The organism is Kaistia terrae (assembly GCF_026344005.1).
Taxonomy (GTDB): Bacteria; Pseudomonadota; Alphaproteobacteria; order Rhizobiales; family Kaistiaceae; genus Kaistia; species Kaistia terrae.
Window position 1 is genome coordinate 156,443 of record NZ_JAPKNH010000002.1, and the last position, 14,121, is coordinate 170,563.

10 protein-coding genes are annotated in these 14,121 nt (G+C 64.2%); 9 read left to right on the forward strand and 1 reads right to left on the reverse strand.

Translation table 11 applies throughout. The annotated features are described in order from the left end of the window. From OSH12_RS05910 to OSH12_RS05925, 4 genes are all read left to right on the forward strand, one after another. Complete coding sequence (locus OSH12_RS05910; protein WP_266342600.1) at positions 1-3,126, forward strand: efflux RND transporter permease subunit; 3,126 nt, start codon at positions 1-3, stop codon at positions 3,124-3,126. 240 nt (positions 3,127-3,366) lie between these two features. Further along, positions 3,367-4,539: a galactonate dehydratase gene (gene dgoD, locus OSH12_RS05915; RefSeq protein ID WP_266342601.1), complete on the forward strand. Its 1,173-nt coding sequence runs from the start codon at positions 3,367-3,369 to the stop codon at positions 4,537-4,539. A gap of 4 nt (positions 4,540-4,543) precedes the next feature. Then, a complete protein-coding gene (locus OSH12_RS05920; protein ID WP_266342602.1) occupies positions 4,544-5,320 on the forward strand; it encodes an SDR family oxidoreductase in 777 nt (258 codons plus the stop codon). A 36-nt stretch (positions 5,321-5,356) separates the two neighbouring features. After that, positions 5,357-6,157, forward strand: coding sequence for a FadR/GntR family transcriptional regulator (locus tag OSH12_RS05925; protein WP_266342603.1), 801 nt, complete (start codon positions 5,357-5,359; stop codon positions 6,155-6,157). Between the two features lie 35 nt (positions 6,158-6,192). On the opposite strand, the gene OSH12_RS05930 is transcribed toward OSH12_RS05925, so the two are convergent. Continuing rightward, the gene (locus OSH12_RS05930) at positions 6,193-7,443 is read right to left on the reverse strand and encodes an ROK family protein (protein ID WP_266342604.1); all 1,251 of its coding nucleotides are present in this window, start codon (positions 7,441-7,443) and stop codon (positions 6,193-6,195) included. A 348-nt stretch (positions 7,444-7,791) separates the two neighbouring features. Between OSH12_RS05930 and OSH12_RS05935 the strand changes: the two genes are divergently transcribed. From OSH12_RS05935 to OSH12_RS05955, 5 genes are all read left to right on the forward strand, one after another. Then, a complete protein-coding gene (locus OSH12_RS05935; RefSeq protein WP_266342605.1) occupies positions 7,792-10,377 on the forward strand; it encodes an ATP-binding cassette domain-containing protein in 2,586 nt (861 codons plus the stop codon). Next, positions 10,374-11,384, forward strand: a complete 1,011-nt coding sequence (locus tag OSH12_RS05940) for an ABC transporter permease (RefSeq protein ID WP_266342606.1) — start codon at positions 10,374-10,376, stop codon at positions 11,382-11,384. The genes OSH12_RS05935 and OSH12_RS05940 overlap by 4 nt, the downstream gene beginning before the upstream one ends. A 55-nt stretch (positions 11,385-11,439) precedes the next feature. Further along, positions 11,440-12,468 (forward strand): rhamnose ABC transporter substrate-binding protein, encoded by a 1,029-nt coding sequence (locus OSH12_RS05945; protein WP_266342607.1) that lies wholly within the window; start codon positions 11,440-11,442, stop codon positions 12,466-12,468. A 144-nt stretch (positions 12,469-12,612) separates the two neighbouring features. Next, positions 12,613-13,371: a glutamine amidotransferase gene (locus OSH12_RS05950; protein ID WP_266342608.1), complete on the forward strand. Its 759-nt coding sequence runs from the start codon at positions 12,613-12,615 to the stop codon at positions 13,369-13,371. Positions 13,372-13,375: 4 nt separating this feature from the next. Beyond that, complete coding sequence (locus OSH12_RS05955) at positions 13,376-14,014, forward strand: nucleoside/nucleotide kinase family protein (protein WP_266342609.1); 639 nt, start codon at positions 13,376-13,378, stop codon at positions 14,012-14,014. The last annotated feature ends 107 nt before the right edge of the window (positions 14,015-14,121 follow it).

Genomic DNA, 14,121 nt, shown 5'->3' on the forward strand with positions numbered 1-14,121 from the left:
ATGGCCGATTTCTTCATTGATCGCCCGATCTTCGCCTGGGTGCTGGCGATCGTCGTCATGCTCGGCGGCTTGCTCGGCATCTACACGCTGCCGATCGCGCAATATCCCGAGATCGCGCCGACGACGGTGCGCATCTCCGCCACCTATCCCGGCGCCAGCGCCGAGACGATCGAGAACTCGGTTACCAAGATCATCGAGCAGGGCATGACCGGGCTCGAAAATCTCGATTACATGTCGGCCTCCAGCACCTCGTCCGGCCAGGCGTCGGTGCAGCTCACCTTCGCCAGCGGCGTCGATCCCGACATCGCCCAGGTGCAGGTGCAGAACAAGCTGCAGCTGGTGCAGTCGCAATTGCCCGATGCCGTCGTGGCGCAGGGCATTACCGTCACGAAGTCGACCTCGAGCATCCTGATGGTCGGCGGCCTGGTCTCGACCGATGGCAGCCTGACATCCGAAGATCTCGGCGATTATTTCTCCAGCCGCTTCGAAGATGCGATCAAGCGTGTCAGCGGCGTTGGTGACGTCAACGTCTTCGGCTCGGGCTATGCGATGCGGATCTGGCTCGATCCGATCAAGCTCGCCAAATACCAGATGATCCCGAGCGACGTCGCCTCCGCGATCTCCGCGCAGAACCGCCAGGTTTCCGCCGGCCAGCTCGGCGCCTTGCCCAGCATCCAGGGCCAGCAGCTCAACGTCACCATCACGGCGCAGAGCCAGCTGCAGACGCCCGAGCAGTTCCGCGACATCATCCTGAAGACCGCCACCGATGGCTCGATCGTCCATCTTTCGGACGTGGCGCGGGTCGAGATCGGCTCGGAAAGCTACACCACCAGCTCTCGCTTCAACGGCAAGAACGCCGCCGGCTTCGGCATCAACCTCGCCACCGGCGCGAATGCGATCGATACGGCGGCCGGCGTCGCCGAGGTCATCGCCAAGCTTTCGACCGGCCTGCCGCCGAACATCGAGGTCGTCACTGCCTATGACACCACCCCCTTCGTCAAGCTTTCGATCGAGAAGGTGATCGAGACGCTGATCGAGGCCGTGGTGCTCGTCTTCATCGTCATGTTCATCTTCCTACAGAGCTTCCGAGCCACGCTGATCCCGACGATCGCCGTGCCGGTCGTGCTGCTCGGCACCTTCGCGGTGCTCTCCTTCGCGGGCTATTCGATCAACACGCTCACCATGTTCGCGATGGTGCTGGCGATCGGCCTGCTCGTCGACGACGCCATCGTCGTGGTCGAGAATGTCGAGCGCGTGATGGCGGAAGAGGGCCTGTCGCCGCGCGAGGCGACCAAGAAGTCGATGCACGAGATCACCGGCGCACTGATCGGCATCGCGCTGGTGCTTTCCGCCGTGTTCGTGCCGATGGCCTTCTTTACCGGCTCGGTCGGTGTGATTTATCGCCAGTTCGCCGTCACCATCGTCGCCGCCATGGTGCTCTCGGTGTTCGTGGCGCTAGTCCTGACGCCGGCGCTCTGCGCCACCATGCTGAAGCCCTCCAGCGGGCATGGCGAACGCAAGGGTTTCTTCGGCTGGTTCAATCGCACCTTCGACAAGAACGCCGATCGCTACCAGCGCGGCGTCGGCGGCATCCTTCGCCGGCCGATCCGCTTCTTCGTCATCTACCTGCTGATGTGCGCCGGTGTCGTCGTGCTGTTCAGCAGGCTGCCGACCTCCTTCCTGCCGGAAGAAGACCAGGGCGTTCTGATGACATCGATCCAGCTTCCAGTCGGCGCCACCAGCGCGCGGACGCTGGAAGTGGTGAAGCAGGTCGAGGAACATTTCCTGACGCAGGAGAAGGATTCCGTCGATAGCGTGTTCGCGGCGCTTGGCTTCGGCTTCAACGGCAATGGCCAGAACGCGGCCATGGCCTTCATCAAGCTGAAGGGTTTCGACCAGCGCACCCGGGCGGACCAATCCGCCTCGGCGATTGCCGGCCGCGCGATGGCGGCATTCTCCGGAATACGCGATGCGCAGGTCTTCGCCCTGTCGCCGCCGGCCCTGCCCAATCTCGGCAACTCGAACGGCTTCGAGATGTATCTGCAGGATTCAGCGGGAGCCGGTCAGCAACAGCTCTCCGCCGCCCGGGATCAACTCCTGGCGCTGGCGCGTGAGAACCCGCTGGTCAGCGGCGTCCGTCAGGGCGGCCAGGAGGATCAGGCCGAGTTCAAGATCAACATTGACCAGGCCAAGGCTCGCGCGCTCGGTATCGATCTCGGCGACATCAACGACACGATCTCGGTCGGCTTCGCCGGCAGCTACGTCAACGACTTCATCGACCGTGGCAAGGTCAAGCCGGTCTATCTGCAGGCCGATGCGCCCTTCCGCATGCAGCCTGACAATCTGAACGACTGGTTCGTGCGCAACGCCAATGGCGAGATGGTGCCGTTCTCGAGCTTTGTCTCGACGGACTGGACCTATGGCTCGCCGAAGCTCGATCGCTACAATGGCGTCTCGGCCGTCAGCATCCAGGGCTCCGCCGCCAGCGGCGTCAGCTCGGGCACGGCGATGGACGAGATGCTGGCGATGGTCGAGAAGCTGCCGGATGGCTTCACCGCCTCATGGACCGGGCTGTCCTATCAGGAGCAGCTTTCCGGTAACCAGGCGCCGGCGCTCTACGCCATCTCGATCCTCGTCGTCTTCCTCTGCCTGGCGGCGTTGTATGAAAGTTGGTCGATCCCGTTCTCGGTCATGCTTTCGGTGCCGATCGGCGTGCTAGGCGCGCTGATCGCCGCGAAGTTCTTCGGTCAGTCCAACGACGTCTACTTCAAGGTCGGCCTGCTGACGACGATCGGACTCGCGGCGAAAAACGCGATCCTGATCGTCGAGTTCGCCAAGGACCAGCAGGCGGCCGGCAAGGGGTTGATCGAGGCGACGCTGGACGCCGCGCGCATGCGGCTTCGTCCGATCCTGATGACGTCGCTGGCCTTCATCTTCGGCATCCTGCCGCTGGCGATTGCCACCGGCGCCGGCTCGGGCGCGCAGAACGCGGTCGGCACCGGCGTCATGGGCGGCATGATCGCGGCGACCGCGATCGGCATCTTCTTCGTGCCGCTGTTCTATGTCGCTGTCCGTCGTCTTGGGGCGTGGCGTGCCCGCAAGGCGCCGGTCGAAAAGACGGCTTGAAGCCAATGGGTGTGAACCGGCGCGGCGAGATCGCTGCGCCGGGCAGGGGCATCGGAAGCCCGCCCCTACGACTTCGGCCTCTTATAATCGGATAATTGAAACTCGCTTGGATCGCAGGCTGCGCGGCGCGGTATCCGTCGACGGCTTGTCCCCGCAGAGAATGTCCCGCTTCTTCATTTGAAAATCTCCTGATAGGGTGCTTAGTATCCAAAATAATCGGATAATTGGCAGGGGCTCTCCTTGAAGATCACCGCAATTCGGACCCGCGTCGTCAACGCGGAGATGCGCAACTGGGTTTTCGTGAAGGTCGAGACCGACACACCGGGCCTGCATGGCTGGGGCGAGGCGACGCTGGAGTGGAAAACCAAGGCCGTCGTCGGTGCCGTCGAGGATCTGGCACCGCTGCTGATCGGCACCGATCCGCGCGACATCGAGCAGGCCGTGCGCATCCTGCGCAAGCACTCGTTCTGGCGTCTCGGCGCGATCGGGATGAGCGCGGTTTCGGGCATCGAACTGGCGCTCTGGGACATCTTCGGCAAGGATCAGGGGGTGCCGGTCTGGCGCCTTCTCGGCGGCAAGGTGCGCGACAAGGTCCGCGTCTACACCCACCTCGGCCTCGGCGACATGCGCGCCGTGTATGAGACGCTGGACGAGGCGCCGCTGGTCGAGCGCGCCCGCGAAGTCGTCGAAAAGGGCTATCAGGCCTTCAAGGCCGTGTTCATCCCCTACACCCACATGACGGCCTCGGTTGCGAACATCGACAAGGTCGGCCGGATGATGGAGGCGCTGCGGAGCGCCGTTGGGCCCTCGGTCGAGATCATGGTCGATTTTCATGGCCGCCCCGGAACCATCGGCGCGGCGCTCGCCTATATCGAGGCGCTCGAACCCGGCCGCCCGCTCTTCGTCGAAGAACCTCTGCCGCCGGGTGACATGGCGGGTCTTGCCGCCATCGCCGCGAAGACGTCCGTGCCCCTGGCCACCGGCGAACGGCTGGTCGAGCGCGATGAGTTCGCGACGCTGCTCAGCGGGCGGGCCATCGACATCGTCCAGCCGGACATCTGTCATTGCGGCGGCTTGCTCGAAGCCAAGAAGATCGCCGCGATGGCGGAGGCGGCGTCGATCGGCGTCGCGCCGCATAATCCGCTGGGCCCGATCGCCGGCGTGGCGGCGCTGCACTTCGCCGTCTCGACGCCCAACCATGTCATCCAGGAAGAAATGGTCGGCGCCGTGCCGTGGTATTTCGAAGTCGTGCGCGGCCCGATCCGCATGGTCGACGGCCATTGGCAGGTGCCGGAAGCTCCCGGCCTCGGCATCGAGGTCGACGAAAAGGCCTGCGCGGCTCACCCGTACGAACCCGAAGTCTATCACACCCGCAACGCCGTCCTCGACGACGGCACCATCGTGGACTGGTAGCGCCATGGTGGGTCGTCTTCAGGGCAAGGTCGCCGTTATCACCGGCGGTGGTCAGGGGATTGGCGAGGCAACGGTCCGTGCCTTCGCGCGGGAAGGGGCGACCGTCGTCATCGCCGAGCGTAATACCGATACCGGCGCCAGGGTCGCGACCGATCTGACGACGGAGGGGCTTGAGGCGCTTTTCGTCGAGATGGACGTGACCGATGATGCGTCGATCACGCGGATGGTTGCCGGGGTGCTTGCCCGATACGGCCAGATCGACGTGCTGGTGAACAATGCCGGCATCAACGTGTTCCACGAACCGCTCGAGACAACCGACGAAGAGTGGCGCCGCTGCTTCGCTGTCGATCTCGAGGGAGCGTGGCGGGTCGCCAGGGCCGTCCTGCCGTCGATGCGGGCGCGCCGGGCAGGATCGATCGTCAACATCGCGTCGTGCCATTCTTTTGCGATCATTCCGAACACCTTTCCCTATCCGGTCGCCAAGCATGGCCTGCTCGGGCTGACGCGTTCGCTCGGGATCCAGTATGCGCCGGACGGAATCCGCGTGAATGCGATTGCGCCGGGCTACATCGAGACGGCGCTTGCCGAGGATTACTGGCAGGAATTTCCTGATCCCGAAGCCGAGCGCCGACGTGTCTATGACATGCACCCGCCGAGGCGGATCGGGCGGCCGGACGAGGTCGCGATGACGGCTCTATTCCTGGCCTCCGACGAGGCGCCGTTCATCAACGCCGCCTGTATCGTGATCGATGGCGGCAGGTCGGTGCTCTACCACGAGTGACCCAACAGTAGTCACCGACAATACAGGAGCGCCAAAGTGCCCGAAACGGTGAATAGCGACACCGACGCCATGACACTGCTGCCGTCGCTCGGCCATGGGTCAACACACGGCGGCAGGGTCCATGACGCCGTTGTCCGCACCCTGGCGGCATGGGTGCTCGGCCGGCGTTTTGAGCCCGGCTCGATTCTGCCGCGAGAAGAAGGGCTTGCGTCCCAGTTTGGCGTCAGCCGTTCGACCATCCGCGAGGCGGTCCGGGTGATGTCCGCCAAGGGATTGCTGGAGACCCGGCAGCGTATCGGGGTCAGGGTCCGTCCGCGCGACGACTGGCGCCTGCTCGACCCCGTGGTGCTGGCATGGCATCCCGACCTCGCCGGCGATGCCGAACTCGTCGACAGCCTGCTGGAGGCGCGCCGCATCATCGAGCCCGCCGCCGCCGAACTGGCGGCGCGACGCGGCACCGCGGCGGATCTCGCCGAGATTAAAGCCGCCTACCTCGCGATGGAAACGGCGATCCCGGACGACCTTGAAGCCTGCTGCGACGCGGATCTCGCTTTCCATCGCAGCATCATCGTCGCCAGCCACAATGTCGTGCTGAAGGGACTGATCGGGACGATCGAGGCGGCTATGCGCGCCACCTTCCTCCTGACCACGAGCGTGATGGAAAACCAGCTCCGCACTCTCTCGGTCCATAAGGACGTGCTCGAAAAGATCCGCTACCGCGACACAGCCGGTGCGCGGAGCGCGATGAACCGTCTGCTCGATGTTGCCAGCGATGATCTTTCGCGCCTGTGGCCATCGTCGCCTCCAGCCGCGCCGGATCAAAGCTCCATCGGGTAGGTCCGCCGGATTGCAGGATGCACACGCCTGTCGGGTCAGGCTCGTTTCAGGGGTGTGGATCCGACCATGAGCGGCTTCTTGTCGTTGCCCTTTTTCATCAGGACGCCCGTGTCCGGCCCGAACATCGAATAGATCGGCAAAAGACTCGCGCCAAGCGCCGAGGCGCGCGCGCCTTGTGTGCCGGCAACGATCAGGGGCGGGATGAGGCCGGTCGGAATCATCGCCTCGAAACAGGCTTTCACGCGGGCCACGATTTCGACAAGCAGCGGTGTCGGCAGCATGCTGTCGATGACAACGGCTTCGAGATCGACGACGGCGATGCTGCCGATGATCGCCTGCGCGAGCGCATCGGCGCAGTCGTCCTGCCATTCGGAAACCAGGGCCTCGGCCTCGGGCGGCATGGGATCCAGTTCCCGCACGCGCGTAATCTCGACGCCGTTGACCCGCAAATGATGCACCAGCGTGTAGATCGACGCCCGGTGCAGCAGCACCTCGAATCTCCCCGAGGGCTTGGCAACCGAGGCGAGGTTCGAGTGGCTCACCGGAAAGGGACCGAGCGCCGCCGTGTTGCCGTTCGGTCCGGTCTGCAGCGTTCCGTCCAGCACGAGGCCGCCGCCCACGAAGGTGCTGAGCGAAATGTGCAGGAAGTCGGGATATTGCTTGCCGACGCCATAGACGAGTTCGGCCACGGCCGCTGCCGACGCGTCGTTCTCGATCATGACCGGGAGCCCTTGCGACTCCGCGAAGTGGGACCGCAGGTCGATGGCTCGCCATGCAACCTGAACGTCACTCGGGAATCCGAGTTCCTCGTCCCACCCGCCGATGAAGTAGGGGGCCGAGATGCCGATGCCGATCAGGCGCGCGCTTTTCGCGGGGCCAAGCTGGGCGCGGAACCGGGCAATCGCCGCCTCGCCGAGCCGGCGGATGCTGTCGGGATCTGGATGATCGTATTCATGGGTCTCGAAGGCGCAGGTCTGGCCGGAGAATCCAATCAGGATCGCGTCGAGCGCCCGTCGGCCGATATGCAGACCGATCGAATAGGCCCCATCCGGCGCCAGCGCATACATGGCGGAAGGCTGTCCCTTGCCGCCGAAGCGCTTGCCGTTTTCGACCACATATCCACCGACGACCAGCGCCTCGATGATCGCCGCCACGGCCGGAGGCGTCAGGTGGGCGAACCGTGCCACTTCGGCCTTCGATGCCTGGCCGAAGCGTCGGATCGCATCCAGCACCACGCGCTCATTGTAGTGGCGCAGTTGGACCGAGTTGCTGCCTTTTCCGGCCATTCGTTACCGTGATCCATCTCGGGTGGTGAAGGCGGGCTGCATGGCTTGGTTCACGCCTTCGCTGTCGTGGTCGCCTTCGGCAACGATCGCCGCCATTAGCTTGTGGTCGGTTTTATGCGGTCGTCGGATGTCGTTGCAACCTTTGTAAGGCAGCTCTTGACGCCCTTCAAGTTTCTTTATAGCAATTTGCTTTAAGTAATAAGAGATGCCCCTGGGAGGAGTCGCGTTTCGATCTGCCGGCAAGGTGGGCGAGCGCGATCCGCAAGAGTTGAGGACGAATGCGGTTGCCAATGTCCCCGTGTCGCGTACCTTCGATGCCGCTCTGTTTCCTGCCTGGCGTAAACGTCCATGCTTGAGCGCATCGAGAAGCCTGAGCACAACGCCGCATCGCCGATAGCGGGGCCGGTCGTGGCGCAGCTTGTTGGCGTTACGAAGGTGTTTGGCGGAACCGTCGCCATCGCCGACGTCTCGCTGGAGCTGCGCGCCGGCGAAGTTCTGGCATTGCTCGGCGAGAACGGTGCGGGCAAGAGCACCTGCGTCAAGCTTCTCGCCGGCGTTCACCGGCCCGACGCGGGCGAGGTCCTGATTGGCGGTGAGCCCGTCCACTTCGGCTCCCCCCTCCAATCCCAGCGCGCCGGCATCGCCGTCATGCACCAGCATCCGGGCCTGTTCCCCGATCTGAGCGTCGGGGAGAATCTGTTCATCGGCCAGGCTGGGGCCAATTCCTCGTGGCGGGTGGATCATGCCGATATCCATGCCCGCGCGAAGGGACTGCTCAAGCTCGTCGGCCTGAATGCGGATATCGATGCGCCGCTTTCTCGCCTGCGCACGTCCGAGCAGCAACTCGTCGAAATCGCCCGCGCGCTATCGCAGAATGCCCGCGTCCTGATCATGGACGAGCCCACCGCCGCGCTGTCCCAGCGCGAGGTCGAGCATTTGTTCGCCGTGGTTAATGATTTGCGCGCCCACGGCGTCGCCATGATGTTCGTCGGCCACCGGATGGATGAAATCTACCGGATCGCCGACCGGATCGCGGTGCTGCGCGATGGTCGCCTTGTCGGCACGGAACGCGCCGAAGAGCTGACCCGCGAACGCGCCGTCCAGATTATGGTTGGCCGCTCGCTCGACGGGCTCTATCCGCGGCACGAGACGAGCCCCGGTCCGGTCGTGCTCACCGTCGATAACCTGTCGCGCGAGGGCGCATTCAACGACGTCTCGTTCGAGCTGCGAGCCGGTGAAATTCTTGGCTTTGGCGGTCTTGTCGGTAGCGGACGCACGGAAGTTGCGCGGGTGCTGTTCGGCATCGATCAACCAACCTCCGGCACCGTCTCCCTCGATGGCAAGCCGATCGCTTTCGCGTCCGCCCGGGATGCGATGGATCACGGCATCGCCTATGTCTCCGAGGACCGGATCGGGCAGAGCCTCGTGATGGATTTCTCCATCCTCGACAATGCGTCGCTGACCGTACTCGACGAGGCGACGCGCGGCGGTCTCGTGTCCCGCACCAAGGAACTCCGGCTCGCCACGCCTTTCCTCGACCGGTTGCGCCTGCGGTTCAAATCCTACGATCAGCCGGTCAGCGCGCTTTCCGGCGGCAATCAGCAAAAGGTCGTCCTGTCCAAATGGCTGGCGACCAAGCCCCGCGTGCTGATCCTCGACGAGCCGACGCAGGGAATCGACGTCCAGACCAAGGCCGATGTGCATGCCATGATCGCCGATCTGGCGGCGGATGGCATGGCGATCATCCTGATATCGTCCGAATTGCCCGAACTTCTGGGCATGTGCGACCGGATCATCGTGCTGCGCGAAGGCGCCGTCAGCGCGCATTTCGACCGGGATGAGGCGACGCAGGAAAAGATCATCGGCGTCGCGACCGATGCTCACGACATTGAGGAGCGTCCGGTCTCCACGGCGGACGATCAGCCGAGGACGGCGCGGGCTGAGCCGAAGCAGGCCAGCTGGCTGTACCGGTTGTTTGCGCGGCGTGAACTCGGCCTTGTCGCGGCAATCGCCGCCGTTGCCATACCGGTTTCGATCCTCAACCCTCGCATGTTGAGCGGCGTGAACCTTTCGGCCATGGCTATCGATGCCGGGCTCCTGATGATCGTCGCCGTCGCGCAGATGCTCGTCATCATCACCCGCAATATCGATCTGTCTGTGGCCGCCGTCATCGGCCTTGCCGCTTACGGCGCAGCCTCGACGCTGCATTTGCATCCGGAGATCGGCATTGTCGGCGGCGTGCTGCTCGCCTGCGGCATCGGGCTGGTCGCGGGAACGCTGAACGGGCTCGTCGTCACCTATGGCAAGGTGCCGGCCATCGTCGTCACGCTGGGCACGATGGCGATTTTTCGCGGCATCAACAGTCTTTGGGCCGGCGGCAAGCAGATCAGCGCCGATCAGGTGCCGCAGGCCTGGCTCGACATGACTGGCGCCAATCTGTTCGGTGTCCCGGCTGTACTGCTGATCGCCTTGGCGACGCTTCTGGTCATCGCCTTTGTCCTGCGCTCCACGACGATCGGGCGCGAGCTCTATGCCATCGGTTCCAATCCGGAAGGGGCGAAGCTGATCGGCATTCCGGCGCGGGCCCGCATTCTGCTGGCCTTCGCCGTCGCGGGCCTTCTCGCCGGCTTCGATGGCGCGCTCTGGGCCTCGCGCTACGCGACGGTGGACGCCCGTGTCGCCAGCGGCTTCGAGCTTACCGTCATCGCCGCCGTCGTGGTGGGCGGCGTCGCCGTGCGCGGTGGTTCGGGCACCGTGCTTGGCGTCGGGCTCGGCGCCTTGACGCTGCTGGTCATCAACAACGGCCTGACGCTGGTCCGGGTCGATCCGCTCTGGCTCCAGGGCGTCTACGGCCTCGTCATTCTCGCCGCCATCGCCGTCGATGCCTTCGTGGCCCGCCGAGGCGCCGCGCGTCGCAAGGGAGCACGCTCATGAGCGGCAAATCCACCGGATCGACCGAATTCGTCGCCCGCTTCGCCAACTGGGACAATTTCCTGGCGATCCTGACCATCGCACTGCTGGTCTATGCGGTTTTCTTCGTTCCCAATTTTGCGTCGGCTTTCAACATATCGCAGGCCATTGCCGGCGTTTCCGAGCGTGCCTTGATCGTGCTGCCCATGGTGCTGCTGATCATCGCGCGCGAGATCGATTTGTCGGTCGCCAGCATCCTGGCGCTCTCCAGCATCATCTTCGGCATTCTGGTCCAGGCGGGCGCGCCGCTCGCCGTCGCCATCCCGCTGACGCTGGTCGCCGGGGCCGCTTGTGGCGCCTTCAACGGCATCATGGTCACGGCGCTCGGTCTCCCTTCGCTGGTGGTGACGCTGGGGACGATGGCGCTGTTCAGGGGCATCGGATACATCATCCTCGGTTCCGGCTCGATCAACATCTTCCCGGAAAGCTTCCTCGATTTCGGCATCAATACGGTCGGCTCGACCGTGCTGCCCTGGACGATCGTGCCGTTCCTCGTGCTCGCGCCGATCTTCGCCATCCTGCTGCAGAAAATGCCGCTGGGCCGGCGCATCTATGCCATTGGCGGCAGCCCCGACACGGCGCGCTATTCCGGCATTCGCCTGTCGCGCACCGTCTTCGGCCTTTTCGTCACCTCCGGCACAGTCTGCGCGGCGGCCGGAATGGTCTATGCCGCCCGCCTTGCCAATGCCCGCGCCAACAATGCGCTCGGCATCGAGCTGGACGTCATCACCATCGCCCTGCTCGGCGGCATCAGCGTGTTTGGCGGCAAGGGCCGGCTGACCGGCGTGCTCTGGGCGCTGCTGCTGGTGGCGACCATCCGCAACGTCCTGGGTCTCTTGCAGATCGGAGGCGATGCGCAGGGGACGGTGATCGGCCTGCTGCTCATCGTGTCGCTACTGGCCAGCAATGCCGCCGAACGCCTGTTCGGCGGCGTGCGGTCACGATTTTTCCTGCCGAAAACGGGCGAGTAATTTCCGGAGCATCGCCCGCCAAACCAATCCGGATTGAAGTCATGTGGAGGAACTCATGTCGTCTCATCTCGCAAAGTCGTCTCGTCTCGTAAGGTCCTTGCTTCTGGCGAGCAGTCTCCTCGCCATTGCTATTCCCGCCGCCAGCGCCGCCGAGGAGTGCGCTACCGGGCCGGTCACGGTCGGCTTTCTACCCAAGCTGGATACCGATCCCTATTTCCAGGTAGCCCAGACGGGCGCCGAGGAGGCCGCCGCCGAAATCGGCGGATCGGCGATCAAGCAGGCGCCGTCGCAGGCCACCGCCGAAGCGCAGATCGAGTTCATCAACAACCTCGTCTCGCAGAAGGTCGGCGTCATCGCGATTTCCGCCAATGATGCCAACGCGGTCGCTCCGGCGCTCAAGCGCGCCATTCAGCAGGGCGTCAAGATCGTCTCCTACGATTCCGACGTGGCTCCGGCCGCCCGCACTGTCTTTCTCAATCAGGCGGCCGGCGACAGCCTCGCCGAGATGATGCTGGAGTCGATGGGGAAGCTCATCAACTATGAGGGCGAGTTCGCGATCCTCTCGTCGACGCCGACGGCGGCGAACCAGAATGCCTGGATCGACTTCATGAAGGCGAAGATGGCGGACGAACCGAAGTTCGCCAAGATGAAGCTGGTTCAGGTCGCCTACGGGCAGGAAAGCGAACAGGTCAACCAGCAGCAGGCGCTCGGTCTCGCTCAGGCGTTTCCCGATCTGAAGGGCATCATCATCCCGGCCGGCATCGGCCTTCCCGCCGCCGCCCGCGCCATGGAACAGGCCGGGCTCCTGGGCAAGATCAAGCTGACAGGCCTCGCTCCGGCGACCCTGATCAAGAAGTATATCCAGGATGGCTCGGTCCAGGACATCTGGTGGAACGTCAAGGATCTCGGCTACCTGACCTATTATGCAGCCCAGGCCGTGGCGCAGTGCAAGCTCACCGGCAAGGAAGGCGAGACCTTCAAGGCCGGGCGACTGGGCGATTACAAGGTTGGCAAGGGCGGCGAGGTCCTGCTCGGACCGGCTGATATCGTCACGCCCGCCAATGTCGAAGAATTCAAGTTCTAGGCACGTTTTTACGCGAAGCGACTACCGGTTCGCTTGAAGAAAACGCGACCGGGTAAAGAATAGTACGAAGCCCCCCGACAAGCCGGCGGCGCCCCTCATCAGGGCGCCGCCACCCCGCCATCACGCCCGACATCTGGAAAACCCATGAAGCCCATCCTGCTCGCCGGCGAGACGTTCCATGTCACGTCCTTTGCCGCCAAAGGATATGAAGTCGGAGCGTCCTCGCGCTACTCCAACGGCGCCGAGCGCTTCATCGCCGCGCTCGCTGCTTCCGGCATCCCGGTGACGCAGATCGGCGGCGAACGCTGCGAGGCCGAGTTTCCGCGCGACCTCGATACGCTCTCGAACTATTCGGCCGTCATTCTCTCGGATGTCGGCGCGCTATCGCTGCTCTACACGCCGGAGACGCGCGCTGGTCTGCGCTCGGTCAATCGGCTGGAACTGCTTCGCCAATGGGTGGAGCAGGGCGGTTCGCTGATGATGGCGGGCGGCTATACAAGTTTTCAGGGCATGGACGGTATGGCGCTGTTCCATGGCACCGCGGTCGAGGAATGCCTGCCGGTCTCGTGCCTGCCTGGCCCTGACGGCCTTGAAGCGCCGGAAGGTCTCGATCCCGTCGTGATCGAGGCGGATCATCCGATCCTGAGGGGCATCCCGGCGGACATGCCCTATGTTCTTGGCATGAACCGCGTTGTTGCGCGCGACACGTCCACGACGTTGATCCATTGCGTCCATCGCGGCGCCAAGCTGCCGCTGCTCGCGGTCCGCGATTATGGCGCCGGCAGGACGCTGGCCTGGATGACCGACATCGGACCGCACTGGCTTTCCCGCGATTTCCTCGCCTGGCCCGGCTATGATCGGCTGATGCCGAATATCGGCCGCTGGCTGGCGCGCGAGATCTAGAGTTATGGGTGACGTGTCCATGGAGTTGATTTCGGTTGAATCGCTGGCCGAGCGTCTGGTCCGAAGCCCTGCTGGCAAGCGCCACCTCGTCGCCCTGGCTGGGCCTCCGGGCGCTGGAAAATCGACGATCGCGGGCCGGCTGGAGGATCGCCTCAACGCTATCGAGCCCGGATGCGCCGCCGTCCTCCCTATGGATGGTTATCACCTCGACGATTGGGTGTTGGTGCCGCGCGGCCTGCGCCCGAGAAAGGGCGCGCCGGAAACCTTCGACGTTGCCGGCTTCGCCCATATGCTCAAGCGCCTCACTGCCAATGAAGAGCCGGAAATCGCCGTGCCTGTGTTCGATCGCAGCATCGAAATCGCCCGCGCCGGCGCCCGGATGATCCCGCAATCGGTTCGAGTTCTGATTGTCGAGGGCAACTATCTGTTGCTGGAGCACGACGCCTGGCGGACGCTGGCTTTCGATACGACGGTGATGATATCCGCCGATCGCGATACGCTGCGCGATCGCCTCGTCGCGCGCTGGAAGGATCACAATCTCACGCCCCACGAGATCCTCGCCAAGGTCGATGACAACGACATGCTGAATGTCGACCTCATCCTTTCCCGCAGTCGCCCGGCCGATTGGCTGATCCAGACCTAATGCGTGACGAGCGGCCAGAGCCAAATTGGGTCCGCGGGGCTGACAGCGGCGGCATGCGCTTGTAAGGGTCGCCAGGACGAGCCTTGGCATTTTCGCCTGCTCGCGCG

What these genes read in the sequence shown, in the direction of transcription:
- OSH12_RS05910 (WP_266342600.1), top strand. Translation starts at nt 1, where the DNA reads ATGGCCGATTTCTTCATTGATCGCCCGATCTTCGCCTGGGTGCTGGCG.
- OSH12_RS05920 (WP_266342602.1), top strand. Translation starts at nt 4,544, where the DNA reads ATGGTGGGTCGTCTTCAGGGCAAGGTCGCCGTTATCACCGGCGGTGGT.
- OSH12_RS05930 (WP_266342604.1), bottom strand. Translation starts at nt 7,443, where the DNA reads ATGGCCGGAAAAGGCAGCAACTCGGTCCAACTGCGCCACTACAATGAG.
- OSH12_RS05935 (WP_266342605.1), top strand. Translation starts at nt 7,792, where the DNA reads ATGCTTGAGCGCATCGAGAAGCCTGAGCACAACGCCGCATCGCCGATA.
- OSH12_RS05940 (WP_266342606.1), top strand. Translation starts at nt 10,374, where the DNA reads ATGAGCGGCAAATCCACCGGATCGACCGAATTCGTCGCCCGCTTCGCC.
- OSH12_RS05945 (WP_266342607.1), top strand. Translation starts at nt 11,440, where the DNA reads ATGTCGTCTCATCTCGCAAAGTCGTCTCGTCTCGTAAGGTCCTTGCTT.
- OSH12_RS05950 (WP_266342608.1), top strand. Translation starts at nt 12,613, where the DNA reads ATGAAGCCCATCCTGCTCGCCGGCGAGACGTTCCATGTCACGTCCTTT.
- OSH12_RS05955 (WP_266342609.1), top strand. Translation starts at nt 13,376, where the DNA reads ATGGGTGACGTGTCCATGGAGTTGATTTCGGTTGAATCGCTGGCCGAG.